The 26381-nt window shown below is 42.9% G+C and carries 25 protein-coding genes, 1 other RNA gene and 1 pseudogene; 4 read left to right on the top strand and 23 right to left on the bottom strand.

Annotated features, from left to right (window positions below):
• Positions 1 to 131 precede the first annotated feature (131 nt).
• The 18 genes and pseudogenes from pyrE to ECA01S_RS00255 form a co-directional block, all read right to left on the bottom strand.
• Positions 132 to 764, bottom strand: coding sequence for an orotate phosphoribosyltransferase (gene pyrE / locus ECA01S_RS00335; protein WP_067389389.1), 633 nt, complete (start codon positions 762 to 764; stop codon positions 132 to 134).
• The gene (gene pyrF / locus ECA01S_RS00330) at positions 757 to 1476 is read right to left on the bottom strand and encodes an orotidine-5'-phosphate decarboxylase (RefSeq protein WP_067389386.1); all 720 of its coding nucleotides are present in this window, start codon (positions 1474 to 1476) and stop codon (positions 757 to 759) included. The genes pyrE and pyrF overlap by 8 nt, the downstream gene beginning before the upstream one ends.
• On the bottom strand, positions 1473 to 2396 hold the full coding sequence (locus tag ECA01S_RS00325) for a dihydroorotate dehydrogenase (RefSeq protein ID WP_067389382.1): 924 nt from the start codon (positions 2394 to 2396) through the stop codon (positions 1473 to 1475). The genes pyrF and ECA01S_RS00325 overlap by 4 nt, the downstream gene beginning before the upstream one ends.
• The gene (locus tag ECA01S_RS00320) at positions 2396 to 3178 is read right to left on the bottom strand and encodes a dihydroorotate dehydrogenase electron transfer subunit (protein WP_067389379.1); all 783 of its coding nucleotides are present in this window, start codon (positions 3176 to 3178) and stop codon (positions 2396 to 2398) included. Before ECA01S_RS00320 ends, ECA01S_RS00325 begins: the two co-directional genes overlap by 1 nt.
• Before the next feature lie 23 nt (positions 3179 to 3201).
• Positions 3202 to 6384, bottom strand: coding sequence for a carbamoyl-phosphate synthase large subunit (carB, locus tag ECA01S_RS00315; RefSeq protein ID WP_067389376.1), 3183 nt, complete (start codon positions 6382 to 6384; stop codon positions 3202 to 3204).
• Positions 6363 to 7463, bottom strand: coding sequence for a carbamoyl phosphate synthase small subunit (locus ECA01S_RS00310; RefSeq protein WP_067389370.1), 1101 nt, complete (start codon positions 7461 to 7463; stop codon positions 6363 to 6365). The genes carB and ECA01S_RS00310 overlap by 22 nt, the downstream gene beginning before the upstream one ends.
• Complete coding sequence (gene pyrC, locus ECA01S_RS00305; RefSeq protein ID WP_067389368.1) at positions 7463 to 8743, bottom strand: dihydroorotase; 1281 nt, start codon at positions 8741 to 8743, stop codon at positions 7463 to 7465. Before pyrC ends, ECA01S_RS00310 begins: the two co-directional genes overlap by 1 nt.
• Positions 8744 to 8746: 3 nt before the next feature.
• A complete protein-coding gene (locus ECA01S_RS00300) occupies positions 8747 to 9670 on the bottom strand; it encodes an aspartate carbamoyltransferase catalytic subunit (RefSeq protein ID WP_067389365.1) in 924 nt (307 codons plus the stop codon).
• 12 nt (positions 9671 to 9682) lie between these two features.
• Positions 9683 to 10961, bottom strand: a pseudogene (locus ECA01S_RS00295) (solute carrier family 23 protein).
• A gap of 30 nt (positions 10962 to 10991) precedes the next feature.
• The gene (pyrR, locus tag ECA01S_RS00290) at positions 10992 to 11525 is read right to left on the bottom strand and encodes a bifunctional pyr operon transcriptional regulator/uracil phosphoribosyltransferase PyrR (RefSeq protein ID WP_067391045.1); all 534 of its coding nucleotides are present in this window, start codon (positions 11523 to 11525) and stop codon (positions 10992 to 10994) included.
• Positions 11526 to 11718: 193 nt separating this feature from the next.
• Positions 11719 to 12633, bottom strand: a complete 915-nt coding sequence (locus tag ECA01S_RS00285) for an RluA family pseudouridine synthase (RefSeq protein ID WP_067389362.1) — start codon at positions 12631 to 12633, stop codon at positions 11719 to 11721.
• Positions 12630 to 13082, bottom strand: a complete 453-nt coding sequence (gene lspA / locus ECA01S_RS00280) for a signal peptidase II (protein ID WP_067389359.1) — start codon at positions 13080 to 13082, stop codon at positions 12630 to 12632. The genes ECA01S_RS00285 and lspA overlap by 4 nt, the downstream gene beginning before the upstream one ends.
• A 6-nt stretch (positions 13083 to 13088) precedes the next feature.
• Positions 13089 to 13787, bottom strand: a complete 699-nt coding sequence (locus ECA01S_RS00275; RefSeq protein ID WP_067389356.1) for a CBS domain-containing protein — start codon at positions 13785 to 13787, stop codon at positions 13089 to 13091.
• Complete coding sequence (locus ECA01S_RS00270; protein WP_067389354.1) at positions 13771 to 14169, bottom strand: hypothetical protein; 399 nt, start codon at positions 14167 to 14169, stop codon at positions 13771 to 13773. Before ECA01S_RS00270 ends, ECA01S_RS00275 begins: the two co-directional genes overlap by 17 nt.
• A 312-nt stretch (positions 14170 to 14481) precedes the next feature.
• Positions 14482 to 14757 (bottom strand): DUF4368 domain-containing protein, encoded by a 276-nt coding sequence (locus ECA01S_RS00265; protein ID WP_067389352.1) that lies wholly within the window; start codon positions 14755 to 14757, stop codon positions 14482 to 14484.
• Positions 14758 to 15158: 401 nt separating this feature from the next.
• Positions 15159 to 15296, bottom strand: coding sequence for a hypothetical protein (locus ECA01S_RS14090; RefSeq protein WP_157490278.1), 138 nt, complete (start codon positions 15294 to 15296; stop codon positions 15159 to 15161).
• Positions 15297 to 15401: 105 nt separating this feature from the next.
• Positions 15402 to 17534: a hypothetical protein gene (locus ECA01S_RS00260; RefSeq protein WP_067389350.1), complete on the bottom strand. Its 2133-nt coding sequence runs from the start codon at positions 17532 to 17534 to the stop codon at positions 15402 to 15404.
• A gap of 347 nt (positions 17535 to 17881) precedes the next feature.
• A complete protein-coding gene (locus ECA01S_RS00255; RefSeq protein WP_067389348.1) occupies positions 17882 to 19552 on the bottom strand; it encodes a formate--tetrahydrofolate ligase in 1671 nt (556 codons plus the stop codon).
• A gap of 169 nt (positions 19553 to 19721) precedes the next feature.
• Here ECA01S_RS00255 and ECA01S_RS00250 point away from each other — a divergent pair, with 169 nt between their 5' ends.
• On the top strand, positions 19722 to 19925 hold the full coding sequence (locus ECA01S_RS00250; protein ID WP_067389346.1) for a cold-shock protein: 204 nt from the start codon (positions 19722 to 19724) through the stop codon (positions 19923 to 19925).
• Positions 19926 to 19976: 51 nt separating this feature from the next.
• Here ECA01S_RS00250 and ECA01S_RS00245 read toward each other — a convergent pair whose 3' ends face one another.
• A complete protein-coding gene (locus ECA01S_RS00245; RefSeq protein ID WP_067389344.1) occupies positions 19977 to 20387 on the bottom strand; it encodes an EbsA family protein in 411 nt (136 codons plus the stop codon).
• Positions 20388 to 20466: 79 nt separating this feature from the next.
• Here ECA01S_RS00245 and ECA01S_RS00240 point away from each other — a divergent pair, with 79 nt between their 5' ends.
• Genes ECA01S_RS00240 through ECA01S_RS00230 form a run of 3 tightly spaced genes read left to right on the top strand, consistent with a single transcriptional unit; the run spans position 20467 to position 22561 of the window.
• Positions 20467 to 20856, top strand: a complete 390-nt coding sequence (locus ECA01S_RS00240) for a ribonuclease HI family protein (protein WP_067389331.1) — start codon at positions 20467 to 20469, stop codon at positions 20854 to 20856.
• A gap of 55 nt (positions 20857 to 20911) precedes the next feature.
• Positions 20912 to 21877: a YeiH family protein gene (locus ECA01S_RS00235; protein WP_067389323.1), complete on the top strand. Its 966-nt coding sequence runs from the start codon at positions 20912 to 20914 to the stop codon at positions 21875 to 21877.
• Between the two features lie 51 nt (positions 21878 to 21928).
• Positions 21929 to 22561, top strand: a complete 633-nt coding sequence (locus tag ECA01S_RS00230) for a DUF998 domain-containing protein (protein ID WP_067389320.1) — start codon at positions 21929 to 21931, stop codon at positions 22559 to 22561.
• A 100-nt stretch (positions 22562 to 22661) separates the two neighbouring features.
• Here ECA01S_RS00230 and ECA01S_RS00225 read toward each other — a convergent pair whose 3' ends face one another.
• The 4 genes from ECA01S_RS00225 to gpsB form a co-directional block, all read right to left on the bottom strand.
• Positions 22662 to 24152 (bottom strand): carboxypeptidase M32, encoded by a 1491-nt coding sequence (locus ECA01S_RS00225; RefSeq protein WP_067389317.1) that lies wholly within the window; start codon positions 24150 to 24152, stop codon positions 22662 to 22664.
• Positions 24153 to 24260: 108 nt separating this feature from the next.
• Positions 24261 to 25418, bottom strand: a complete 1158-nt coding sequence (locus tag ECA01S_RS00220) for a THUMP domain-containing class I SAM-dependent RNA methyltransferase (RefSeq protein WP_067389314.1) — start codon at positions 25416 to 25418, stop codon at positions 24261 to 24263.
• Between the two features lie 104 nt (positions 25419 to 25522).
• Positions 25523 to 25890, bottom strand: an RNA gene (rnpB, locus tag ECA01S_RS00215) — RNase P RNA component class B.
• A gap of 16 nt (positions 25891 to 25906) precedes the next feature.
• A complete protein-coding gene (gene gpsB / locus ECA01S_RS00210; RefSeq protein ID WP_067389311.1) occupies positions 25907 to 26320 on the bottom strand; it encodes a cell division regulator GpsB in 414 nt (137 codons plus the stop codon).
• Positions 26321 to 26381: the final 61 nt, after the last annotated feature.

Genomic DNA, 26381 nt, shown 5'->3' with positions numbered 1-26381 from the left:
TCCCCTCCAGTTTTCTTTTTAGCCTACCACGTTTCCTATGAAGACGCAAAAATAAACAGATACTGGATTACACAAAAGCGCCTGAGCCAAAGTCTTTTTAAAAACTCCAGCTCAAGCGCCTCACTATCGGTTTATTTACCCCAGTTTTCTGGATCTTGTTTCCAGTCTTTTAAAAGTTTCAATTCGTCTTCATTGATATAATCCATCTTCAACGCTGCTTCGATCAAAGTTGAGTAATTCGTCAATGTAACTAGTGGTACGTTTGCGGCCTCAAAATTAGCAACGCCTTTTGGTAGTTCATAGGTAAAGATTGCGGCTACCCCTAAGACATTGGCGCCTTCCCGTTCAGCGGCGGTGGCTGCTTCTAGCACGCTACCACCGGTTGAAATTAGATCTTCAATGACCACCATCTTTTGACCTTTTTCAATGCGTCCTTCAATTTGATTGCCCTTCCCATGGTCTTTTGCTTTGCTGCGGATATAGACCATCGGTAAATCCAATATTTCTGCAACCCAAGCAGCGTGGGGAATTCCTGCTGTTGCGGTTCCCGCAATGACTTCTACCTCGGGAAAATTGGCTTTGATTTTTTCTGCCAAACCTTTAGCAATTTCACGACGAACTTTCGGGTAACTCATGGTGATGCGATTATCACAATAAATTGGGCTCTTGATGCCGCTTGCCCAAGTAAAAGGTTCATTAGGACTTAAAAAAACTGCTTCGATTTCTAAAAGATCCTTTGCGATCGTTGTTTCAATATTAGACATTCACTTCACCGTTCCATTCTGCTTTAATTGCTTGATACGTTTCAAAAGGTGTTGCTGATTGAGTGATTGGCCGCCCGACTACGATAAAGGTCGAGCCAATTTTCTTCGCATCACCTGGGGTCACCACGCGTTTTTGATCGCCAATTTCACTTCCGTTTGGACGAATACCTGGAGATAGGCAAACGAAGTCTGGATTGGTTGCCGCTTTAATTTCCGCCACTTCTAAAGCAGAAGAAACCACACCATCTAAGCCAGCTTTTTCAGCACATTGTGCATAATGAATCACACTTTCCGCCAATGGTACTTCAATCAATTGATCACGATGCATTTCTGCCTCGCTGGTTGAAGTAAGCTGGGTGATAGCCAGTAGTAGTGGCCGTTCTTTCCCCATTGGTGTCCCTTCCGTTAGCCCTCTCATGGCCGCTTCCATCATGCGCACGCCACCTGCAGCATGGACACAGGTCAAATCAACTCCTAAGCGTGCCAGACCGCGCATCGCTTTTTCAACTGTATTAGGAATATCATGTAGTTTCAAATCGAGAAACACATCATGGCCGCTTTCTTTTAGCCAACGGACGATATCCGGGCCTTCTTGATAAAACAGTTCCATACCGATTTTGACAAATAACGCCTCATTCGGAAATTGTGCTAGGAACTCCTCTACTTCTTTTCTAGAAGAAAAATCTAATGCGATAATTGGTCGTGTGTTCATGAAATACGTGCCTCTCTTACTTCTTTAATTAGTTGTTCTAATGTATCAATGCCTAATTCGGACATCCGACTAGGTAGTTCTTCAATCAATTTAGGACAGATATAAGGATCGCTGAAATTTGCGGTTCCTACTGCCACAGCGCTAGCTCCGGCCATAAACATTTCCAAAACATCGTCCACTGTTTGAACCCCACCCATGCCAATAATTGGCAATTTAGAGATATTAGCGACTTCGTTGATTAGCTTGATAGCCACTGGCTTAATGGCTGGACCAGATAAGCCCCCTGTTTGATTCGCTAATATTGGACGGCGTGTTTTTAAGTCAATCCGCATGCCCAGCAGTGTGTTAATCATAGTAAAGCCATCTGCTCCACCGGCTTCAATCGCTTGGGCAATTGGTTTGATATCCGTGACATTAGGTGACAGCTTCACATAAACTGGAACCTTCGCAACCTTCATCACCTCTTGCGTCAAACGGAATGCAACATCAGGCTCTGTTCCGAAAGTGATACCCCCATGTTTGACATTAGGACAAGAGATATTCAACTCGATTGCTTTGACATTAGGCGCATCCCCGATTTTAGCGCAGACTGCGACATAATCCTCTTCACAGGCCCCGGCAACATTGGCAATGATGGGCAGGTCATATTTCTCCAAGGCTGGTAATTTTTTGTTCATTACCACATCCAGACCAGGATTTTGGAGACCGATAGCATTCAGCATGCCGCTAGGTGTTTCCGCGACCCGCGGCGTCCCGTTACCAAAACGTTCCTCTGGGGTCGTTGCTTTAATCATAATCGAACCTAACTGGCTGATATCATAATACTTCGCATACTCTTCGCCAAAGCCGAAACAGCCACTGGCTGGAATAATGGGGTTTTTTAAGTCTAAACCGGGAATTGAGATTGCTAAACGATTCATTAGAGAACCACCTTTCCAGTTGGGAATACAGGACCTTCGTCACAGACTTTGACACTCTTTGAACCAGTTTCGTCATCTTGCAAGTGTTTCACGCAAGCGTAGCAAGCCCCCATCCCGCAGGCCATCCGTGATTCTAAGGAAAGATACGCATTGGGATGATCTGGGAATAGTTGGTCGACCATTTTCAGCATGCCATTAGCACCACAGGCATAAACTGCGTCAGGCGCAATCTCCTGCACTGCGTCTAACAACAAATTGCCGACATTGCCGTGAATACCGTATGTACCGTCATCGGTAGAGAAACGACATTCCCCTTGAGCCATGAATTCTTCTTGATAGTACATCACTTCTTTAGAAGCGTAGCCTAAAAAGTGAATCACTTTAACCCCTTGGGCAGTCAATCGTTTGGATAACTCCATCATTGGCGGGATACCAATCCCGCCGCCGATGACAAATGCCACTTGATCCTTTTCTAAAAAGTCATAAGAGAATCCGTTCCCTAAAGGTCCCATTACATCCAACAGTTCCCCTGGGCTCATCTCTGAGAAGACTTTCGTACCATCGCCCTCTACTCGGTAGATAATGGTACATTCTCCCTTCTCTTGATTAATTTGGGATAAACTGATTGGACGACGCAGCAGTAGGTCTGCTCTAGGAACTTTGATATGGAGAAATTGTCCTGGTGTCTTCATTTCCTGCACCAGTTGTCCGCTTAAGACGAGCTCAAAGATACGCGGCGCTAATTGTTTTTGGGACACGATGGTCATCATTTCTTGTTTCATACGGATTCTCCTTTAATCAATTTTTAGATCGCTTCAGTTGAGAATGAACGCGATTCAAGGACTTTCAAGATAGCGTTAGCTGTATCTAATGAGGTAAATAATGGAATCCCATGTTCTACTGACTCACGACGGATCAAGAAGCCGTCTTCTGTGGTAGCTGTGCGGTTTTTATCCATTGTATTGACTACCACTTGCGCTTCACCGGAGCGAATCAGATCCAGAACGGTTTCTTCTTGTTCATTCTGAATTTTGCTGACGGTTTTAACAGTCAAGCCACGCTCCTGCAAGTAACGAGCAGTGCCTTCTGTGGCAATTAAGCTGTAACCAATATTTGCGAAGCGGCGAGCCAAGTCCACAGCCTCTTCTTTGCCTTCGTCGGCAATCGTGAACAGGACTGCGCCGTAACTTGGCAAATGTAAGCCTGAAGCTTCAAATGCTTTGTAAAGTGCTTTTTCTAAGTTCGTATCAGAGCCCATGACTTCACCAGTTGATTTCATTTCAGGGCCTAAATAAGTATCCACCTTTTGCAGTTTGGTGAAGGAGAATACCGGCGCTTTTACATGCACTTGCTGGCTCTCTGGGTAAAGTCCATCTTGGTAACCTAGCTCTGCTAAAGTTTTGCCAAGAATCACTTGTGTCGCAACTTGCGCCATTGGGATACCGGTGATTTTGCTTAAGAATGGGACAGTTCGGCTAGCCCGTGGGTTAACTTCGATTACATAGACTTTTTCTTCATGGATGACGAACTGAATATTCATCATGCCGATACAGTTCAAACCTAACGCCAGTTTCCGTGTATAGTCTTCAATGGTTGCTTTGATTTCATCCGAAAGTGTTTGTGGCGGATAAACGGCCATGGAGTCCCCTGAGTGGACGCCGGCGCGTTCAATATGCTCCATGATTCCTGGAATCAAGACATCTTTTCCGTCGCAGATTGCATCAACTTCACACTCACGTCCCACCAAGTAGCTATCGACTAAAACTGGATGTTCAGGCGAGGCTTTGACGGCATTCGCCATATAGTCCTCTAAGTCTGTTTGGTTTTCCACGATTTCCATCGCCCGGCCGCCTAACACATAGCTAGGGCGAACTAAGACAGGATACCCAATACGGTTGGCAATCGCTACGGCTTCACTAGCACTGGTTGCGGTGTCGCCTGGCGGTTGGGGAATGGCCAGTTCATTTAGTGCTGCCTCGAATAGGTCACGACTTTCTGCGCGATCCAAATCTTCAATGCTAGTCCCTAGAATTTTCACGCCGCTCTTCGATAAAGGTTCCGCCAAGTTGATGGCTGTTTGACCACCAAACTGTACGATTACGCCGATTGGTTGTTCTAGTTCGACAACATTCATGACATCTTCATACGTTAATGGTTCAAAGTATAATTTGTCAGAAATCGAGAAGTCTGTTGAGACTGTTTCAGGATTACTGTTCATAATGATTGCTTCATAGCCAGCTGCTTGTATGGCTTTCACCGAATGGACAGTCGCGTAGTCAAATTCTACCCCTTGACCAATGCGGATGGGACCAGAGCCTAAAACTAATACAGAAGGTTTTTCTGAACGCAGACTCTCATTTTCTTCTTCATAGGTGCTGTAGAAGTATGGCGTTTGTGATTCAAACTCAGCCGCACAGGTATCCACCATTTTATAAACTGGTAGAATATTGGCCTCTTGACGTAGATTTTTCACTTCTGCTGCTGTTTGATTCCAACAGTCCGCAATTTTGCGATCGGCAAAGCCGTTTTGCTTCGCTTCTTTTAATAGCTCTACGTCACCATTATTTGCGGCTAAAGCTTGCTCTAGCTCAATGATGTGCAGCAGTTTATCCAGAAAGAATAAATCGATTTTCGTTAGTTCTGCGATTTCTTCAATGGTATAACCGCGGCGTAGCGCCTCAGATAGATAGAATAAGCGGTCATCTTGAGCTTTGACCATTTTTTCAGTCAAAGCGTCATCGCTGACATCCTGCAATTCTTTCAATTCGTTATGATAAACCCCTATTTCTAAGGAACGTACGGCTTTCAGCAAGGATTCTTCAATGTTACGACCAATCGCCATCACTTCGCCGGTGGCCTTCATCTGAGTCCCTAAACAGCGTTCGCCTTTTTCGAATTTATCAAACGGCCAGCGAGGAATTTTAGCGACTACATAGTCTAAAGCTGGTTCAAATTCAGCATAAGTGGTGCCGGTAACTGGATTTTTCATTTCGTCCAAGGTCAGACCTACGGCGATTTTAGCGGCTAACTTAGCAATCGGATAACCCGTTGCTTTACTTGCCAAAGCGGATGAGCGAGAAACCCGCGGATTTACCTCAATGACATAGTAGTTGAAGCTGTGGGGATCTAAGGCTAGCTGAACGTTACAGCCACCCTCGATTTTCAATGCCCGGATAATCGATAACGAGGCATCCCGCAGCATTTGATACTCGTGATCGGACAAAGTTTGACTTGGTGCGAAAACGATGGAATCCCCCGTATGAATCCCAACTGGGTCAAAGTTTTCCATGTTACATACCACAATGGCATTGTCGGCTGAGTCGCGCATGACTTCGTATTCGATTTCTTTAAAGCCTGCGATACTTTTTTCAATTAGACATTGAGTTACGGGTGACAGCTTCAATCCATTTTCGGCGACAATTTTTAGCTCTTCTTCGTTATCACACATCCCGCCGCCCGTGCCGCCTAAGGTAAAGGCTGGTCGCACAATCACTGGATAGCCGATGCGATTGGCGAAGGCTAGCGCTTCTTCTACGGTATGCACGATATCTGATTCAGGGATTGGTTGCGAAAGGTCTTCCATCAACTGTTTGAATAAGTCCCGGTCTTCGGCTTGGTCAATGGCGCTAAGTTTCGTTCCAAGGAGTTCAACTTGCAACTCATCTAGAATACCTGAGCTGGCTAGTTCCATCGCCATGTTTAAACCCGTCTGACCACCTAAAGTTGGTAGTAACGCATCCGGACGCTCTTTCCGCAGAATGCGGGAAACAAATTCTAAGGTGATAGGTTCAATATAAACGCGGTCCGCAATTTCACGGTCCGTCATAATAGTTGCTGGATTGGAGTTTACCAAGACTACTTCATAGCCTTCTTCTTTCAAAGCTAAGCAGGCTTGTGTGCCGGCGTAGTCAAACTCAGCGGCTTGTCCGATAATAATGGGACCGGAACCGATCACCATGATTTTCTTTATATCTGTTCGTTTTGGCATTTTGCTTGCTCCTTCCATGCATCCATCAATTCCATGAACTCATCAAATAAATGGATTGCGTCATGCGGACCTGGTGCCGCATCTGGGTGGTACTGAACGGTAAAGGCTGGGTAGTTACGGTGCCGTACGCCTTCCACCGTGCCATCGTTAACCTCAACGTGGGTCACCATCAATACATCTGGATCGATGGTTTTTTCATCCACTGCATAGCCGTGGTTTTGTGAGGTAAAGTCAATACGTCCGGTGGCAATCTCCCGCACTGGATGATTCAAGCCGCGGTGGCCAAACTTCATTTTATACGTGTCCGCACCATTCGCTAACGAGAACAACTGATGACCCAGACAAATACCGAAGATTGGCACTTTCCCTTGAATCTCTTTGATCATTTCAATGGCTTCTGGCACATCTTTAGGATCTCCAGGGCCGTTAGTCAGCATCACACCATCTGGATGTAAATCCAGAATTGTTTCAGCGTCGGTATTATATGGTAAAACAGTCAAGTTACATTGGCGTTTTGATAATTCACGTAAGATACTGTGCTTCAAGCCAAAGTCGATCACCACTACATTGCGGCCGATGCCGGGGCTTGGGTAAGGTTTAGTTGTTGAAACTTGTTCCACTTGGTTACGAGGCATGACTGTCGCCTTCAATTGATCAAAGGCGTGGGTCAAATCGTCTCCCGCATCAATCAAGCTGCCTTTCATGGTTCCAACTGAACGTAGTTTGCGGGTCAACTTACGAGTATCAACCCCTGAGATACCGGGAATGCCTTTGCGTTTCAGAAACTCATCAAGTGTCATTTGATTCCGCCAGTTGGAAGCTAGGCGAGCATGCTCTTTGACGATTACCCCCTTACAGGTTGGTGAAATGGACTCATAATCGTCTCGGTTGACACCGTAATTTCCCACCATTGGATAGGTAAAGGTAATGATTTGCCCGTTGAAACTTTGGTCGGTAATAGTTTCTTGATAACCTGTCATACTGGTAGTAAAGACTACCTCACCGACTACATCTATATCTGCTCCAAAGGCTTTGCCTTCAAAAACCGTGCCGTCTTCTAATATCAATAAACGTTTCACTATGCTTGCTCCTTCCAAACCAATGTCCCATCAACGAAGGTCATACTGGTTTGTCCTTTGATGGTCCAACCCGTAAATGGGGTGTTGCTTGCTTGTGATTCAAAATCTTCGTCGTTGATTACTGTTTCATGGTCAATGTCGAAAACCGCGATGTCAGCAGGGGCCCCCACTGTTAAAGTGCCCGCATTCAAACCGAAGATTGCGGCTGGCTTGACCGCCATCCAGTCAATGACTTGTTCTAAAGTAAAGCGACCTGTTTCAACAAAGTGTGTATAAATCAGTTGGAAAGCTGTCTCACTACCCACGATGCCAAAAGGTGCCTTCAAGAACGTTTGATTTTTTTCTTCTAGACCGTGAGGCGCATGGTCTGTGGCGATACAATCAATCGTGCCATCTAGAAGCCCAGCAATCAGTGCCTCGCGGTCTTCTTTACCGCGTAATGGTGGGTTCATTTTCCAAAAGCCGTTATCTTCAGGAATATCTTCGTCGATTAAAATCAAGTGGTGTGGCGATACTTCGGCTGTCACATGGATTCCCGCTTTTTTCGCGTCGCGGATTACTCGGACACTTTCTTTTGTAGAAACGTGACAAACATGGTAATGAACGCCGGTTTCTTCTGCTAAGATTACGTCACGGGCAATTTGTGAAGCCTCTGTGGCACTTAAAATACCCGGTAAGCCTAACTTTTCGGCTACTTTTCCTGCGTGCATCACGCCTCCAAACAATAGCGACTCATCTTCCGTGTGGGCCACTAACGCCATGTTCAGTTCCGCGGCTTGTTTCATGGCAAGATACATCGTGCCTGCTGTCTGTACACCGACGCCGTCATTGGTGAAGGCAAAGGCGCCTACTTCTTTCAAGCCTTGTTGATCCGTCAAGGTTTCGCTCCGCAATTCTTCCGTGATGGGGGCGTATTGTAACACCTTTACAATGGCATCTTTTTGGATAATGTCGTAAACTGCTTGGAGTTTTTCCGGCGTATCCGGCACTGGGTTCAGGTTAGGCATGGCACAGACGGTGGTAAATCCGCCCCGCGCTGCCGCCCGACTGCCAGAAGCAATTGTTTCTTTATAAGTAAAACCTGGTTCTCGTAAATGGACATGGACATCCACCAAACCTGGCGTGACTAGCTGACCTTGTGCATCGTAGACTTGTTCAAACCCGCTCTCGTCAAAAGCTTCACCGATTGCGTGAATGCGTCCTTCTTCGATCCAAATCGCAGCCTCCACCAGCTGATTTTCTTTTGTTACCATTTTCCCGTTTTTGATCAATGTCCCCATAATTTACGCCTTCCCTTCTAAAATTGCTTCTAAAATCGCCATTCGCATATGAACACCGTTGCTCATTTGAGCCACGATTCGTGATTGCAGTCCTTCAACCAGCTTATCCGCTAGTTCTACATCGCGATTCACTGGCGCCGGGTGCATGATGATTCCTGTTTGTTTCATCTGAGCTGCCCGCGCTTCCGTCAATCCGTATTCCTGATGATAGGCTTCTTTCGAGAAGCTTTCACCTGCCTCATGGCGTTCATGCTGCACCCGCAACATCATCATCACATCTACCTGTGGGACTACCTCATCAATCGGTAAGTAGGTCCCATACACATCAAACTGTTTATCATACCAAGCTTCCGGTCCAGAGAAGTACAACGTCGCTCCCAGTCTTTTTAGCATTTGCATGTTGGACTTAGCTACACGCGAGTGCGTCAAGTCCCCCACAATCGCCACTTTCAAGCCTTCAAAGTGACCAAACTCTTCATAAATCGTCATCAAGTCTAGTAAGCACTGGGTCGGATGCTGTCCGCTGCCATCGCCACCGTTGATAATCGAACACTGGATTGTCTTGCTTTGAATAAGCTCGTCATAGTAATTTTCTTGGCCATGGCGAATGACTGCTACATCTACGCCAATGGCTGACATAGTCAAAACAGTGTCGTACAGTGTTTCACCTTTTTGGACAGAACTGTGACCCGCCTCAAATTCTATGACTTCCAGTCCAAGTTTCTTTTCAGCCACCTCAAAGCTTTTGTGCGTTCGAGTACTATTTTCAAAAAAGAGGTTGGTGGCAAAATACTGTTTGAAGGGCCGCCAACTAGCACCGCGCTTAAACTGCTGTGCCCGGTGGATCAAACCCATTACTTCCTGATCGGATAATGCCTCGGCTGTCAGTAAATGTTTCAAACTGATGCGTTCTGATGTGATGATCATGTGAGGACCTCCCTAATTTTCTTCGCTGCGTGCTTTTTCCGGTAAAATCAAGTTCAAGATGATGCCAAAGACAGTGGCCAGCGCCATAGCTGATAACTCGAAGGCACCCACTTTCAAGACCAGACCGCCGATTCCCACTACCAAGACAACCGAAGCTATCAGCAAGTTGCGTTTCCGGTCAAAGTCGATTTGATTGTCGATCAAAATCTTCAATCCGCTAGCGGCAATTACACCAAACAGCACAAAGCTGATGCCGGAGATAACTGGTCCGGGGATGCTTAAGATAATGGCGCTTAGTTTGCCGACAAAGCCTAGTAAGATGGCTAGCACCGCTGCCCCACCGATTACAAACACACTGTGGACGCGTGTAATAGCTAGCACACCGATATTTTCACCATAGCTTGTTACGGGAGGGCCCCCTAAAAGACCAGCCACGATTTGCGCGACACCATCCCCTGTTAAGGTCTTAGATAACCCTGGATCTTGGAAGAAATTCCGTTTTGTTAATTTGTTTAAAACCATCAAATGACCGATATGCTCTGTCATGGTTACAAAGGCGATGGGTGCCATGGTCAAAATCGCACCGATATAAAGTTTTGGTTGGTAATTCACGAATGGAATCTCAAAGTTAGGCATCGCTAGCCAAGCAGCATCCGCAATCAGCTTCGTGTCAACAATCCCGCAAGCTAGTGCAATTAGATAACCGCTAATAATTCCTAGTAAGATGGGAATCAAGCCTAGAAAACCTTTAAAGTACATGTTGAAGAATAAAGTCGCTGCTAAGGTGGCCAACGCTACTGCGATATATTTAAAGTCATAATTGCCGTTAACGTTGAACATAGCATTGTTAGCGGCATTGGCTGCCAAGCCGAGCCCAATGACCATAACGACAGGTCCAACAACGATGGGAGGTAAAATTTTATCTAGCCAAGCCGAACCGATTTTTTTTGATTATCAGTGCGACAATCAAGTACACGACCCCAGCGGTGATGGCACCTTGCGCAATGGCTGGATACCCTTCCGAACCCATCAGCATTTTCATTGCAGTGATAAACGCAAAGCTGCTGCCAAGATAGGCGGGAATTTTTCCTTTTGTGACGGTTAGGTAGGCCAGTGTGCCAACCCCTGAGCTTAGTAAGGCAATCCCTGGGTCTAAACCGACGAGCCTAGGTACCAGCACTGTGGCACCGAACATCGTGAATAAGTGCTGTAAGCTAAGACCAAACCAAGCGGCTGGTTTTGGTTTGTCGTGAATATCTAAAACTGCATCATCGTTGTGAAACTCTGCCATGTTATTTCCTTCTTTCTAACTGATTGGGTTTTAGTCTTTACGGATCAAAATCCGATCTTGTCCGTCTAATTCTTCCATTTCGACGATGATTTCTTCTTTTGTCGAGGTGGGGATGTTTTTACCAACATAATCGGCGCGAATTGGTAGTTCCCGGTGCCCCCGGTCAACTAAAACCGCTAAGGAAATTTTTTGCGGACGACCAAAGTCCATCACCGCATCCAAGGCTGCGCGAATTGTCCGCCCGGTAAAGAGCACATCATCGACTAAAATTACTTGCTTGCCTTCCACTGAGAAAGGAATATCAGATGAATGTAATTCTGCTTCTTCTTGCTGATGATCCACATCGTCACGGTACAAAGTGATATCTAACTCTCCAACTGGTACGTCAATTTGTTCTAACTGCTTCAAGCGTTCCGCGATGCGTTGCGCTAAGTAAATCCCGCGGGTTTTGATTCCGACTAAGGCGATGTCTTGGATTCCTTTGTTCCGCTCGATGATTTCATAGGTAATCCGGGTAATTGCTCGTTTCATTGTCACTGCGTCGATAACTTCTTTTTCCATGATGATCCCTCCATTTGGTTGATGACACAAAAAAACTCCTGCCCGAGATGGACAGGAGGAATGATCGTCTAGTATCAGCGGGTACAAAATCTCCATATGGCGCACCATAGGCTTTTGTACTCATTCCTTCTTAGCCTCACGGGACTAATTTAAAGGATAATATTCTTTTTTCATTAGAGTTAGTGTACCGTTTTTGTTATGAAAAAGCAACGCCTTTTCGTAATTTTTCTAAAGTTTTTTCAAAAATTGCTGGCAGTGGTGCTTCAAAGACCATAGACTCTCCTGTTCGCGGATGCGTGAAGCCTAATAATTTAGCGTGTAGAAATTGCCCATTGCCGGCTAAGGTTTTTTTCGGTCCATAAACTGGGTCACCGGCAACCGGATAACCAATATATTGCATGTGGACGCGTATTTGATGGGTCCGACCGGTTTCTAGCTGCAGCTCAATCAAGGTGAAATCATCAAAACGTTCCAAGACGGTAAAATGAGTCACTGCCGGTTTGCCGCCTTCAATGACCGCTTGTTTCTTGCGGTCGACTTTGGAACGACCAATCGGCGCTTCAATCGTCCCCTTATCATGAGGAATCACGCCATGCACTAAGGCCACATATTTCCGTAGTGAGGTTTTGTTTTTTAATTGTTCCGCTAAAGATTCATGGGCTTGATCATTTTTTGCCACCATTAATAGCCCTGAGGTATCTTTATCAATGCGATGGACGATACCCGGACGGACCACATCATTGATACTCGATAGGTCCTTCACATGATAAAGCAGTGCATTGACCAAGGTGCCATTAGGATGCCCCGCTGATGGATGAACCACCATGCCTTGGGGTTTATTCACCACCACTACATCTTCGTCTTCATAGACGATTGTCAACGGCAGATCTTCTGCCACCACATCTAAACTTTCCGGCGCTGGTACTTGGATCAAAATCGTTTCTTGACCCTTTGTTTTATAGTTCGCCTTGACTGGCTTGCCCGCGATGGAAACATAGCCTTCCTTCAACCATTGTTGAATTTGAGAACGGGAATAATCCGTTAGCTGTTGGCTAAGCCATTTATCTAAGCGCACGCCGCCTTCATGGACGATTACTTCAATTTCGTTCATTTTTTTGCCTCGTCTTTCAAGATATAAATAAAGATACAAATAACACCGATCACTAAGGACATATCGGCAACATTAAAGATTGGGAAGTTGATAAAATCTAGTCTGAACATGTCCACCACATAACCTAAGCGCATCCGATCTACAAAATTACCTAACGCACCGGCTAATACTAAACTAAGCCCAATCGTAAACCAACGGCTATCATGTAGATGCTTCCATAATAAGTAGCAGATAACTACGACAGCAACGGTAGTAATAACAAAGAAAAACCACATTTTGCCTTCTAAAATACTCCAAGCGGCCCCTGTATTTTGGATATAAGTGAAGGAAAATAAGCCGTGAACAACTTCATGACTTTCGCCTAATGCCAAATTGGCAACGGTCAGATATTTTACCCACTGATCGAGACCAACAATCAGGGCACTGATAATCAAATAAACTGCTAACAAAGTACGTCATTCCTTTTCAATATGATAAATGTCACGGGGACGAATGATTCCTAAAAGATTCCCATTAGGATCCCCATCTTTTGTGATTAGAATTGCTTCAAGGGTTGGTGCATTACGGAACATCTCTTCTACTTGAAAGACGGTCGTCTCGCCATTAACAAAGTGATAATTGATTTTTTTAAATTCCGGCAAGAGCAATTCTTCAGCTTTACGGCCCTTTAATTGGATTTCACCGGCACGGCTTTCTTTTGCCAGCCATAAACCCAGCGCACGAATCGTAATCAAGCCTAGAAAGGTGCCCTTATCGTATAACGGAAACTGCGAGTAGCGCTTTTCATCCACTGTTTTAAGAATTTCTTGCAAAGGGATATCCCGCTCAAATCCGGTAACTCGTTTGGCAAACTTTGGTAAAACCTTTTCGGGTCGTAATAGCTCTTTTTCAATCGTTTCAATTCGTGCTACTGCCCATTCGTTGGGCTCCGCAATCACGAAATCACTAGAAATTCGTTCATGCACGATCGCGTTACGCAATTGTGCCATTTGCAAAAGATCATCTTCGTAGGCTGCAATATTCCATTCCTTGCGTTTCGCCAAACGACGCACCATCTCACTAAAACCCATACTAGCCGGATTATTCATTGCTTCCCGCAACCATTTTTCAATTCGGTTAAAGCTGGCTAAAAATTGTTCAGCTCTCTGACCCATATGTTGTCTCCTTTATGATATAAGCTTGTTTGGACAGGTTCCATAATAACACGAAATAGCCGATCAAAAACGCCAAAAGGACAAAAAGATTGAAAAGTATCACCGGTAGCAAAAACATCCCGATAAACAAGCCCCCGTAAGTCCATAACAATTGTGGGTTCATCATAACTTCAAATGTGGCGCCATCCGCAGTTTTTGTCAGACGCATGGGTTTAGACCGTAATAATGAAAAACTGGCTTGGAGCGTGACTGTTTCCGCCTCTGTCTCAAACCATTTCCCTTCGTCCTGATGGAGCAAGCCCCATTTTTCACCATTCTGCTTAATCGTCAAGGGACTTCCCATCCCATAAAACCCCGTCTTGCGTTTTAGATAAATTCGCATCCTCTCTCACCCGCCTTTTTACCTAGTATACCCTATCTCCAGCTTCTGCGTATGTCGAAATGAATCGAAGCTAGTTTTAAGGCCAGCAGTATAAAGACGGACAAAATGAAAAGTGCCCAAAAACTGATTAAATAGTCTTTGGGCACTTTCTATTGACCACTTTAAAAGGAAACACATCCATTAGCTAGGTATCCATAACCTACTAAATTGAGGTACTGTCCGACAAGTGAGAGCTTGTCGGTTTTTTTGTCGCCTTTAAATTTCATCTAATTTCCCAACAAATCGGTAGTAAATATCTATTTGTTGGGTTCGCTAGCCTGTGCTTTTGTCTGGTTTATGAATGTCAATTCGGTCAATGAGTTCATTCACAATTCTAGGCGTTAAGCTTTCGAGCGCGGTATATTTTCGGACAATCTCAAGAAATTCATTAGAATCTTGTGTTTCAGAATCTACGTCGTCGTTTACTGCAATAAAGCGAATATCTAATTTTGGAAATAGAATTTCCGTATAAAGTGCTGCTTCTGCATAGTTACACCCAAACCTTGAAAAGTCTTTTACAATAAAGTTCTTTACCACGCCATTGTTCACTAGTTCTAAAGCTTCTTAAAAGCCAGGGCGATTAAAGTTTGTTCCTGTGTAGCCATCATTTACAAAAAGCGGGTGTTATAAAGTTTATTCTCACGAGCAATGTTTCTATTTGAATCATCTTCCAAAAACGAATTGATGATATATGTTTTTTTACCGCCCTTAATTACTTTGGTTGAGTGCTTTTTATAAGTTTTGTTCGACATCAGCCTCCTTATTAGTTTCTCCAGCAATGAGCGTTTCTAATTCATCTAAAGTTATCACACGAAATAGCATTTCAGCCTTTGGAATAGCTTCATGAATATATCTTAAAAGCTGTTCACGCCGTTTTCTAGCTCGACTGCTTTAGTTAGTTCTGGGCGGTTGTCGTTGTCTCCAGATTGTTTCTCACTGAAAATAATGTTTCAACTCTTTAACGCTTCTTTTTGAACTTCAAAGCCTAACTTCTGTCTGTCGTCTAAACTACTGACTCGTACATATCCGATTTTTACCTTGTCCAGCTTCTCTAAATTATTGGCTTGCTGTTTCTTTAGTCTCTCCATATTGAAAACCTCCTAATTGTATATTTATTGTTACATCTGTATAGTAAGGCTTAACGGCTAGGAAGACTAAGAAAGTGGCAAAGAACAAGCTTACAGCAGTTGTAGCTACAAGCTTTTTTCAACGTTCTTTTCTTGGAATTCTTTGAATTTCTTTTTCTTTCTATAGTCCTTATTCACTGTATGCTCATCGTTAGTTTCTTGAATCTCCTCATTAAGCGTAAGTTCATCATTAATCTTAATTACGTATACTACTAAAATTATTAATGAATACAGGTAGTCTCTATAGTTATCATCGACAACGGAACCATGAAGATACTCATTCCTCAAACCAAGCGCATTATCATATTCTGAATTATTAAGAATATAGTTAAAAAAATCAGCCTCTGGTTTTGATAATAGTGTATTTTCGAAAGTCAGTATGTCTTCTGTAATCATTTCATTGATTTCACTCTGTTGTATCTTCAATATCATTGAATTATCTAAAGCATGATAATAATGAATAACTCCAAATTTATATATGTTAGAGAGAATTGCTACTCTTGCTAGTTGCTTAGTAGTTACAGACAAGAATCCATTTTCATCAATAGAAATTACATCTTTATCAATTAACAAATCGATATCTTGGTGATGAAAGTTAATAATATCACTCTTATTAATTCTATTTTTTAGCATAAGCATAACAAAGTTTTCTTCTGATAGACTCTCGTTGATATATGTTATTCCTGATTGGTCTGAAAACAATAAGTTTAAAATTGTTTGAATATCTGAATTATGCTGGTTTGCGTAAATATATTTTTTATCTAAAAAACTTTTCAGCGCATTGATTCTGGGAGTATTTTCTAGCATAAATAAATCTTTATCAACTTCTTTTTCCTCAACTAACAAGTTCCATTGCTTTCTTATATGTTCTTCTACTGTAAATAAATTTTTGGTTTGAATATTTATTTTTTCATCTTGTTTTGTAAAATCTAAACTTAACCAGTTAACCTGAAAATTTTCTTCACTATATTTTGTAAAAAAATAGTTTATCAAGTCTTCAATTCGTGTATTAAGTTCTTTTTTTAAAAAATTTTCAAACGCCTGAAAGCTCAATAGTAATAAGCTATTTTTAATCGAAAATGAATAGCTTGTTTCATAATGCTTTTGCGATTTTACTCCAAGAAATCTTTCTAGTACTGAAGCTTCATAATTGGGGAAACTGCATAAATTTGAAATCCAATTACTCGTAAAAAAACCTTCTAGGTGCATTAAATAATTCAATAAAGTTTCAGGCTCGTTGTTTTCTATAAGCCAATCCGTCTCAATCAGAGACTTAACTTTTGAGATTTCATTATCATAATCTTTTTTCTGTGTATGAACAACAATTTTTTGGCTAAAGCCACTATTTATAAAAGTTCCATCTTCACTATAAAACAGCTTTTTTTCAATCTCTTCATTTTTCTTTTTTGCTTTTAATTTTAACTTACCATCAATATTAAGTTCCTTTATACCTTGAATTCCTTGTTCAATAAGCTTAGGATAATTACCGTTAGAAAAGTCGTTATCAATATAATCTAAACAAAGTTGATACATTTCACCCTTAGTAATATTTTCGGGGATATAATATTTTCTTTTATTTCCAGTAAAATCGCTAGTATAGTTATTTAGTAATAATTCGATATTATTTGGATTTTTTAGAAATAATTTTTCCATCAATTGAGGGTAATTTTTAATAAAATAGTTTGTTTCTAATAATATATGGATTGGTAGCTCTATATCTTGAAATACTTCCCCTAAACTATCTTCATCAAGCCTTTCAGCTAAATTATATTTTTCAAAACATTCTAGGTAATCTTCTCTATATTGTAATATATAATTTTTTTCACTATCGTGGTTCAGAGACCCACCCTTTATTTTTTTGTCTATTTCCTCTAAGCTCTCTATATTTTTTGGATCAAGTATATATTTAAAATCATTGATAATATCTTCTTTTGTTTCATTCTTAAAAAAAGGAGGAACTATCTGACATATTTTGGCCTTTGCGTCTTTTACTTGTTGTTCAGAAAGCTCTTGAGGGTAGTTCTTATTGATAAAAAACTTCAATATATTATGGAATTCAAGAATATCTATCAAATTATAATCTGTTTCTAAATTAATGCTATCGGCTAACTCTATAAGCCTCTCCATATTCAAAAAATAAGGGTATTTTAGTTTTCTCATTTCTCCACCTCTAAGATATTTACATTTTTCATCTTTCATTGATTAATCTTTCAAACTAATTATATCAGGTTATATCAATAAAAAGAAAACAGGACTTGCTTTTTGAACAAGTCCTGTAAATTTAGCCGTAGAGTTCTCAATTTTTCTATTTAATAGTTTTATAATAATAGCGTTTTATGGAACCCTAGCTTTCGTAGACTTGCTTAACCCAAAAGCGCTAGAGCAGCGAAGTTACGACTGGATGAACCATCTACTTATACATTAAGTATAGCATTATTAAATCTTATCTCTATGCCAGTTAAACACATTTCTTTTCGTATAACTGGCTCTTGCAGTGTGAATATGGCAACAAAAAAGGCGATGACTTATGCCATCGCCTTAATCTTTTAAAACAAACCAACTGCTGTGCCGTCGGGCATCACATCCATATTCAAAGCGGCTGGGTGCTTCGGTAAGCCCGGCATCGTCATGACGTCCCCTGTCAGCGCAACAATGAAGCCTGCTCCTAATTTTGGTACAAACTCACGGATTGTAACCGTGAAATCTTCTGGTCGTCCCAAAAGGGCTGGATTGTCAGACAAGGAATATTGCGTCTTTGCCATACAAACTGGTAAACGGTTCCAGCCATATTTGTGGAATGTCTTTAATTGATTCAACGCCTTCGGACTAAAGCTGACGTCCTTGCCCCCATAGATTTCTGTCACGATAGTCGTGATTTTTTCTTCTAAGCTAACACCAGAAGCATAAATCGTATGGAAATTAGGCGTTTCAGCTTCAATAACTTGCACGACCCGTTCTGCCAAGGCTTTGCCGCCAACAGGTCCTGCGCCCCAGACACTAGTTAATTCAACGGGGACTTGAATCGCTTCACAGAGCTCTTTCAAGGCTTGGATTTCGTCAGCAGTATCCGTGACAAATTCATTGATTGCTACCACTACCGGCAGCCCATAAGCCTTCATGTTCTCAATATGTTTTTGCAGATTGGCGAAACCTTTTACCAAAGCCGCAACATTTTCTAAGCCTAAAGCGTCTTTTGACACGCCGCCGTGCATTTTAAGTGCGCGAATCGTTGCAACAACGACTACTGCATCGGGTGCTTTGCCTAAGTTTGGTACCTTGATATCCAAGAATTTTTCAGCGCCTAAATCAGCCCCGAAGCCAGCCTCCGTTACCGTATACTCGCCTAAGCGCAGGGCCGTTTGTGTCGCTAAAATACTGTTACAGCCATGGGCAATGTTGGCAAAAGGTCCGCCATGAACTAACGCGGGGGTATGATAGATCGTTTGCACGAGATTTGGTTTGATAGCATCCTTTAATAGTAAAGCAATCGCACCTTCGACTTTTAAGTCGGCCACCGTTACCGGTTCCCGTTCATACGTATAGCCCACGATAATATTAGAAATCCGCTGTTTCAAATCTTCAATGTCCGTTGCTAAACACAAAATTGCCATAATTTCACTGGCAACGGTGATGTCAAAGCCATCTTCTCGCGGCACACCTTGAATAGGACCCCCAAGCCCCACCATTACATGCCGTAAAGCGCGGTCGTTCAAATCAACCACTCGTTTCCAAATAATTCGCCGTGGGTCAATGCTTAGTTGATTTCCTTGTTGAAGATGGTTATCTAATAAAGCTGCTAAAGCGTTGTTGGCGGTCGTAATAGCATGCATGTCGCCAGTGAAATGCAAGTTGATATCTTCCATTGGTAAAACTTGTGCATAGCCGCCGCCCGTTGCGCCACCCTTGATGCCCATAACAGGTCCTAAGGAAGGTTCTCGCAAAGCAATTACTGTTGGCTTGCCGATTGCATTCAAAGCATCGCCTAGGCCAATTGTTACGGTGGATTTTCCTTCACCCGCTGGCGTGGGATTGATGGATGTCACTAGAATCAATTTACCTGCTGGCTTTTCGGCTAAGCGTCGCAAAGTGTCGAACTCGATTTTAGCCTTGTATTTCCCAAAAGCTTCCAAATCATCCTCTGTTAGGCCTACCTGTTCTGCAACGGCTTTAATCGGCAATAGCTCTGCTTCTTGTGAAATTTCAATATCTGTTTTCATCTGAACCCTCTTTTCCCGAACTTTTTAAAGACGAACACCAAATAATGTTCATAAAACTATTATACATAAAAATGGCTGACTTTCATCTATTTCTTCGCAAAATTTGACGCTCTCGCCGAACTTCTTTATAATGGGAACAACCTACAATCGAAGAAATGGAGTGTTGAATGTGGAGACAGGTATTGTGAAATGGTTCGACAGCAAAAAAGGCTATGGCTTCATTTTGTATAACGAAGAAGAGGAAATTTTTGTTCACTTCACGGCGATTGAAGGCGACGGTTTTAAAACCTTGGAAGAAAATCAACAAGTATCGTTTCAAGTCATGGAAGGCACTCGCGGTCTGCAAGCGGCTCATGTCACGATTATTGAATAGAAAAAGGCTGGTCAGGCCGCTGCTTTTACAGTGGCTCCTCGACCAGTCTTTTTAATTTTCCGGTAATTCCGTCACAATCGTCAACACATCCCGAAAAGGCGAATTTTGAACAGCTGCTACAAATTCCTGCCATGTTTTTTTACGCATCATGAGTTGAAAATTGCGGTCAGCGCGAATCAATATATGATTTTGTGCCACTATGATTTCTTGTACCTGTGCCGGCCGCCACGTGTGGGAATGAAACCACAACAAAGATTTAATCCGCAAGGTATCCCCTACCACCAAATAACGATTCCATCCTAGATAAGCAAACAGGAAAAAGAAGGCCAAAATAATATAGGAAGTAGTATATAAATGCGTCTTCTCCAATGTAAAGATCATGGCTACGAAAAAGATGCCTAATGTAAAGGACCAGTAAATCATGGTAACTGCCGTTTCCGGCTGCCATCGTAATTTCTTCATTTCCTTAACGCCCTCCATCCATATGGTATAATACTATCACAGCCCCGAAAAAAAACAAAAGCAAAATGAGGCGATTAATGTGCTGAAAATTTATACTGATGCTTCCACCAAAGGCGACACTGGGCTATCCGGCGGCGGTGTGTTGATTGTTGGACCTAATATCCATGAACAATTAAGTTTTCCTTTAGGTAAAATGGATAACCATGAAGCGGAATTCGCGACACTGATTACCGCCCTAGAATATTTACAAGATACAACAGAAACGCTCTTTTTTCATACGGATAGCAAAGTGGTCAGCGAAACGCTAGATCGCAATCATACAAAAAATCCAGTATTTGCACCTTACTTAGTGCGCTTTAATCAGCTGAGTCAGCAGTTTCCCTTAGTAATCGTTAAATGGATTCCCGAATCCGAAAATAAAGGGGCCGATCATCTAGCGAGACAAGGTCTCAAAAAAAATAAGTCGTAAGGTTTACCTTCTTTCCCCTCTTCGCTATACTTTGGAGTGGAAAGAAGGTTTTTTCATGAAAAAAGTGTTACCTGGGTTAGGGTTATCCGTAGCAGTGGCCATCGTAGCAAAAGGCTTGGCAGTCTTTTTACCAACTTTAGGCGCGGCAACCTTGGCTATTCTTTGCGGTATTTTATTAGGCAATACCGTTTTTCGCCAGTCCTTATGGGAAAAAGGCACAAAATTTTCGGAAAGCAAGCTTTTGGAAATCTCAGTGGTCCTGTTGGGTTTAACCGTCACCTTCCAGACGATTCAAACAATCGGCTGGCGCGGCGTGCTTTTCATTCTTTTGCAAATGTCGTTGACCATTCTCTGGACCTGGTGGTTAGGCAAGAAACTTAACTTTTCCCGGACCATGACGTTACTAATGGCAGGTGGAAACGCAGTCTGTGGTTCTTCCGCCATCGCTTCTATCGCCCCCGTGATTGGCGCCGAGGAAGAGGAAAAAGGGCAGATCATCACCTTAGTCAACTTGTTAGGAACTGTCATGATGCTCTTATTACCTTTGATTGCCGTTCAGGTTTTCGACAACGTTTTGGCTCAAAGCGCCTTGATTGGCGGGACGCTGCAATCAGTAGGGCAAGTTGTCTCTAGCGCTAGCATGGTCAATAGCCAAGTTTTACAATACGCTACCTTATTTAAAATTATGCGTATCATGTTGTTAGTTGTAGTGGTACTTGTTTTTGGGCGAATCCAACCAGCACCTGCGGCAGCGACGACAAAACGTCGCTTATTACCTTGGTATGTGGCAGGTTTCTTAGTCTGTTGTGTCCTTAATAGTTTTATTCAATTACCGACTATTATTGATACCAGCGCTCATTTCATTAGTTCTTGGTTTGAAACTATCGCCTTAGCCGCGATTGGTTTGCGACTAGATTTTCGTAAATTCCTAAAAGAAGGCCCTAAATTTTTAGCCTTCGCTGGTGGTGTCGGCCTCGTTCAAATCGCAGCAGCCCTCCTCTTTATTAGCTTATTGTTATAAGATCCTTTTGGTGACTGGTATAATTAGAGAAAACGGATTGGAGGAAAGCCTATGATGCTCTTTGGTTATAGTTGTCTGATTTTAGCCGTCTTGGGTGATTTGGCAACGCCGTATCTTTTGGGGCGTTTCTATCCAAATTTTGATCAGACTCGCACATTGATTAGTGCCTTAGGTGAGCCGGGCAGCCCGACACATTTGGTATTTAATATCTGGTCAGTTGTGACAGGAACCTTGTTTTTATTGGCAATCCCTGCACTATACCGAACCTTTTCAGAGACTTCTCCCTTTTGGGCAAAGGTAATTGCGCTTGGGGTCGCTGCTTTTGGCATCGGTGACTGTATCATCACGGGCCTGTTCAGTATCGATTCCAGCGGTAGCGTCCATCCTATTATTACCTTTATTCATGATGCCGGTTCAGGGATTGGCTTTGTGGGCTTATTATTGATTCCGCTAGCTTTTGCGGCCGTTGCTTATCAGCAACAACGGATTGGTGAAGTTTGTTTATTCTTAGTACTTTTCTGTATCTCGGCCTTATTTTCACTGCTCTTCGCTTGGCCGCGAATTCCTGTGTTAAATCAATTTCAACTTCCTTACCGGGGCTTGTGGCAGCGAATTAGTTTAGTTTTCCTTTACCTGCCGCTCTTAGTTGTAGCGGTTGAACAGTTACGCCAACGCCTCCGTTAGTCACAGTAACTCAAAGAATCTGATTGATTACCACATTCTATAAAAAAGTGCCGCCTCTCAACAATTACTGTTGGTAGGCGGCACTTTTCATAATGAATTACTAGTCATTGATTTGATAAGCTGTGTAATAGACCTTTTTCAAGTAATCTAACAAGTATTGTGGGTTCAACGCTTCTCCAGTTGCTTCTTGAATCAACCAATTTGGCTTTTTAGAAGCGCCATAGCGGTGAATGTGCTCCGTCAGCCAATTTTTGATGGGGCTGTAATCTTGGGAAGCCAGAACTGCATCAACATCCACTGTTTCCTCCATAGCATGCAACAGTTGCGCTGCATACATATAGCCTAAGGCATAAGATGGGAAGTAGCCGAAGCTACCGCCAGACCAGTGAACATCTTGCAAGATACCTTCCAAATCATTCTCTGGTCGGATTCCTAGATACTCTTCATATTTATCGTTCCAACGTGTTGGCAATTCTTCTACCGTCACGTCTCCGTTAAAGATTTCTTTCTCTAATTCATACCGAATAATAATATGCAGTGGGTAGGTTAGACTGTCCGCTTCAATCCGAATCAAGCTAGCCCGTGTTTGTTTCAAGCCACGGTAGAAGGTATCAAAATCAATATCATCAAAGGTTCCTTCCGTGCATTCTTGGAAAAATGGGTATTGTTTGCGCCAAAAAGCTTGGTTGCTGCCAATGATAATCTCATTGAACAAAGATTGTGACTCATGAATCCCCATAGAAGTCCCTGTTGAGAGTGGCGTGTGGTCATATTTTGGGTCGATGTTTTGTTCATACATCCCGTGACCGGCCTCGTGCATGATACCAAAAATGGCCATTGAAAAATCATGTTCATTCCAACGTGTCGTAATCCGCGCATCATTCCGATTTAAATCCAACATAAATGGATGGATGGTATCGTCTAAACGGCCTCGTTCAAAGTCATAGCCTAACTCTTTTACGACTGTTTCAGCAAAGCGTTTTTGCTGCGCCTTGGTAACTTTACGGCTTAAGAAGTCAGTTTGCGGAGCTGTTCCTTCAGCAAGTCTGGCTCTTAGTGCCATGATGCCGTCCTTCACTTCCCCAAAGATCGCGTCTAATTTCTCAACGGTCATACCAGGTTCATATTGATTCAACAATACATCATAGGCTGTGGCTTCATCCTTTTGCCAAAGTGGAATAAACTCTTTCAAATAGCTAATAATCGCACTTAGAGAGCCTTTAAAATCATCAAAGTTTTGTGAAGCACGGGCCTTAGCCCAAGCAGTATGCGCTTTTGACGTTTCCTTCATAAACGCTTCATAACGATCTGCCGGAATGGCTTTATTCAAGTCATATTCCTCTTTAACGAAGGTTAAGACCTCTTGACCAACCTCAGATAAGTTTTCAGGCTTCAAGGTTGTAATGGCCTCTTTGATCTTAGGACCAATCGAGCGGCTGAAGGCTTGACCTGCTAGGTAACCCGATACTTCGCCGCGAAAATCGCTAGCCGCCTCCGGCATACCTGTTTGGGCATCCCATTCCAGTAAGCCAAGCGCTTCTTTAATCATTTCAATCTCTTTGATTTCCTGTAAAAAATCCTTTTCTTCCATCCAAATTCCTCCTTTTGCTACCCGTTCAGTGTACCTCACTTTCGCCGATTTTTGTAGTGGCAGATTTAGCAAAAAAAGACCCACGAGTTTCGCTCGCAGGTTGCTTTCTTATTCTTCCATTTTTTTCCGTGGTGGTCGCGTGCCCCAGTATTGGAACAAGTCCGTCCGCAAGGCACCATTGTAAAGCTTACGTTTTTTCGTTGCTTTTTCTCCATAATATTCTTCAAACGCCAAGTCGCTGGTCAAGATATACTTGCTCCAAGTCTTCATAGGACGATAGACTTCGCCCATTTGCTTATACAGCGCCCGAACCTTTTCTTCATCGCCTAAACGCTCCCCATAAGGTGGATTGGAAACGATAACGCCATATTCCTTATCTGTACGGAAGTCCTTCAAAGCTAACTGTTTAAAGGTAATGCTATCCCCTAAACCGATTTCTTCAGCGTTCGCTTTGGCGATTTCAATCATGCGACCATCAATATCTGTTCCCATAATATCCAACTCGATATCATAATCAGCTGCTTGGTCAGCCTCAGTGCGAGCTGTTTCAAAAACAGATTGGTCAAACCAGGACCACTCTTCACAGGCAAATGAACGATTGAAACCAGGGGCAATATTATGTCCAATCAAAGCCGCTTCAATACAAATCGTGCCTGAACCACAAGTTGGATCATAAAATGGCCGATCTTTGCGCCAATTTGTTAAAGTGACTAAAGCCGCTGCCATATTTTCTTTAAGTGGCGCGCCACCTTTTTCCAAACGATAGCCGCGTTTAAACAGACTTGGGCCTGTGGTATCTAATGTTAATGTCACTTTGTCTTTCAGCAGCGCCACTTCTAACTGATATAAAGCCCCGGTTTCTGGAAAAGGCACACTGCTAGGACGATGATACACTTGACGTAAACGCTCGACAATTGCCTTTTTCGTAATAGCCTGTACATCGGGCACACTATAAAGCTTAGACTTGATGGATTTTCCGGCAACAGGAAAATTGCCGTCCAAAGGAATCACGTCTTCCCAAGGCAACGCTTTAACTTTCTCGAATAGTTCGTCAAAACTATAAGCGTTGAATTCGCCGACAATGATTTTCACCCGGTCCGCCGTGCGTAGCCAAAGATTCGTTTCAGCAATCGTCTTCATATCCCCGTGGAACAAGGCTTTTCCGTTTTCTACCTGGCAATCAATGCCGCGGTCACGCAGCTCTTTCCCTACAAGGGCTTCAATCCCCGAAGCCGCGGTCGCCACTAATTTAAATTGTTTCGTCATGTTTTATCTCCCTGTGTCTATGTCATTGCGGCAGCTGCCGCAGGTTTGATACAAAAAAGGAGCTGGGACATTAGGATGTCACAACCCCACCTGATGATGCAATTTTCTGTAAGCCATGTTCTGTCCATGGTTTTTTTCAGGCAAAAAACCACTGGGCAATCATCTATCTGCAGAAGAATCTGCCTCTTCCATTCGTTCAATTCCTTGGGAAGAGCGCCCCTACCATAAGTTTGGGTTGCTCGCTCGAGGGGTTTACCGCGTTCCACCATTTTGGTTTCCCAAAATGCTTCGTCACTGTGGCACTTTCAGGGATACTAAAGCATAGCCGAAGCCTTAGCTCTTTTTCCCGCCGTTACTCCAAAGAGTACCTTAGCTTATTGTTTCGCTAAGCACGAACACTACAAGCATCGCAGCTTGTGCGAGCATGGACTTTCCTCAGCCTGCACAAGTCAGACCGCGATCACCCAAAAATTGCAAAAGTATGTCAATTAAAATTGACGTGTTTCTTGGTTATCATCATAAGATGAGTAGTTTTGAGAACTACGAGTAGAAGTTGGTGTCGGCGCTGGTGCAGCCTCTTCGTCATCGCTCAATTTTTTCCCGAATACTTCACGTTCCAAGTTTGACAAACGTTTCAAAATGTCAAAATTCGTCACTGCTGCACTCTTAGGCGCTTCTGTTTGCACACGAGCAGCTACTTGTTGCGATTTTGATAGTTGGTCGATTTTTGCTTGCAAACGGTCGTTTTCTTCTTTTAACGCTAATAACTCTTTGTTGTAGTTTTCGTAGTCTTTGATGACATTGTCTAAAAATTCGTCCACTTCAACTGGGTCATAGCCGCGCATTTTCGTTTTGAATTCTTTTTGTAAGATATCTTTTGGAGTATAAATCAAGTTTGCCATTTTCTGCACCTCATTTATTATAGTATGATTTCAATTGGCATAATCTATCAGGATAATTGTA

The organism is Enterococcus canis NBRC 100695, from assembly GCF_001544375.1.
Lineage (GTDB): Bacteria > Bacillota > Bacilli > Lactobacillales > Enterococcaceae > Enterococcus_H > Enterococcus_H canis.
This window is presented reverse-complemented; position numbering and strand designations above follow the sequence as displayed.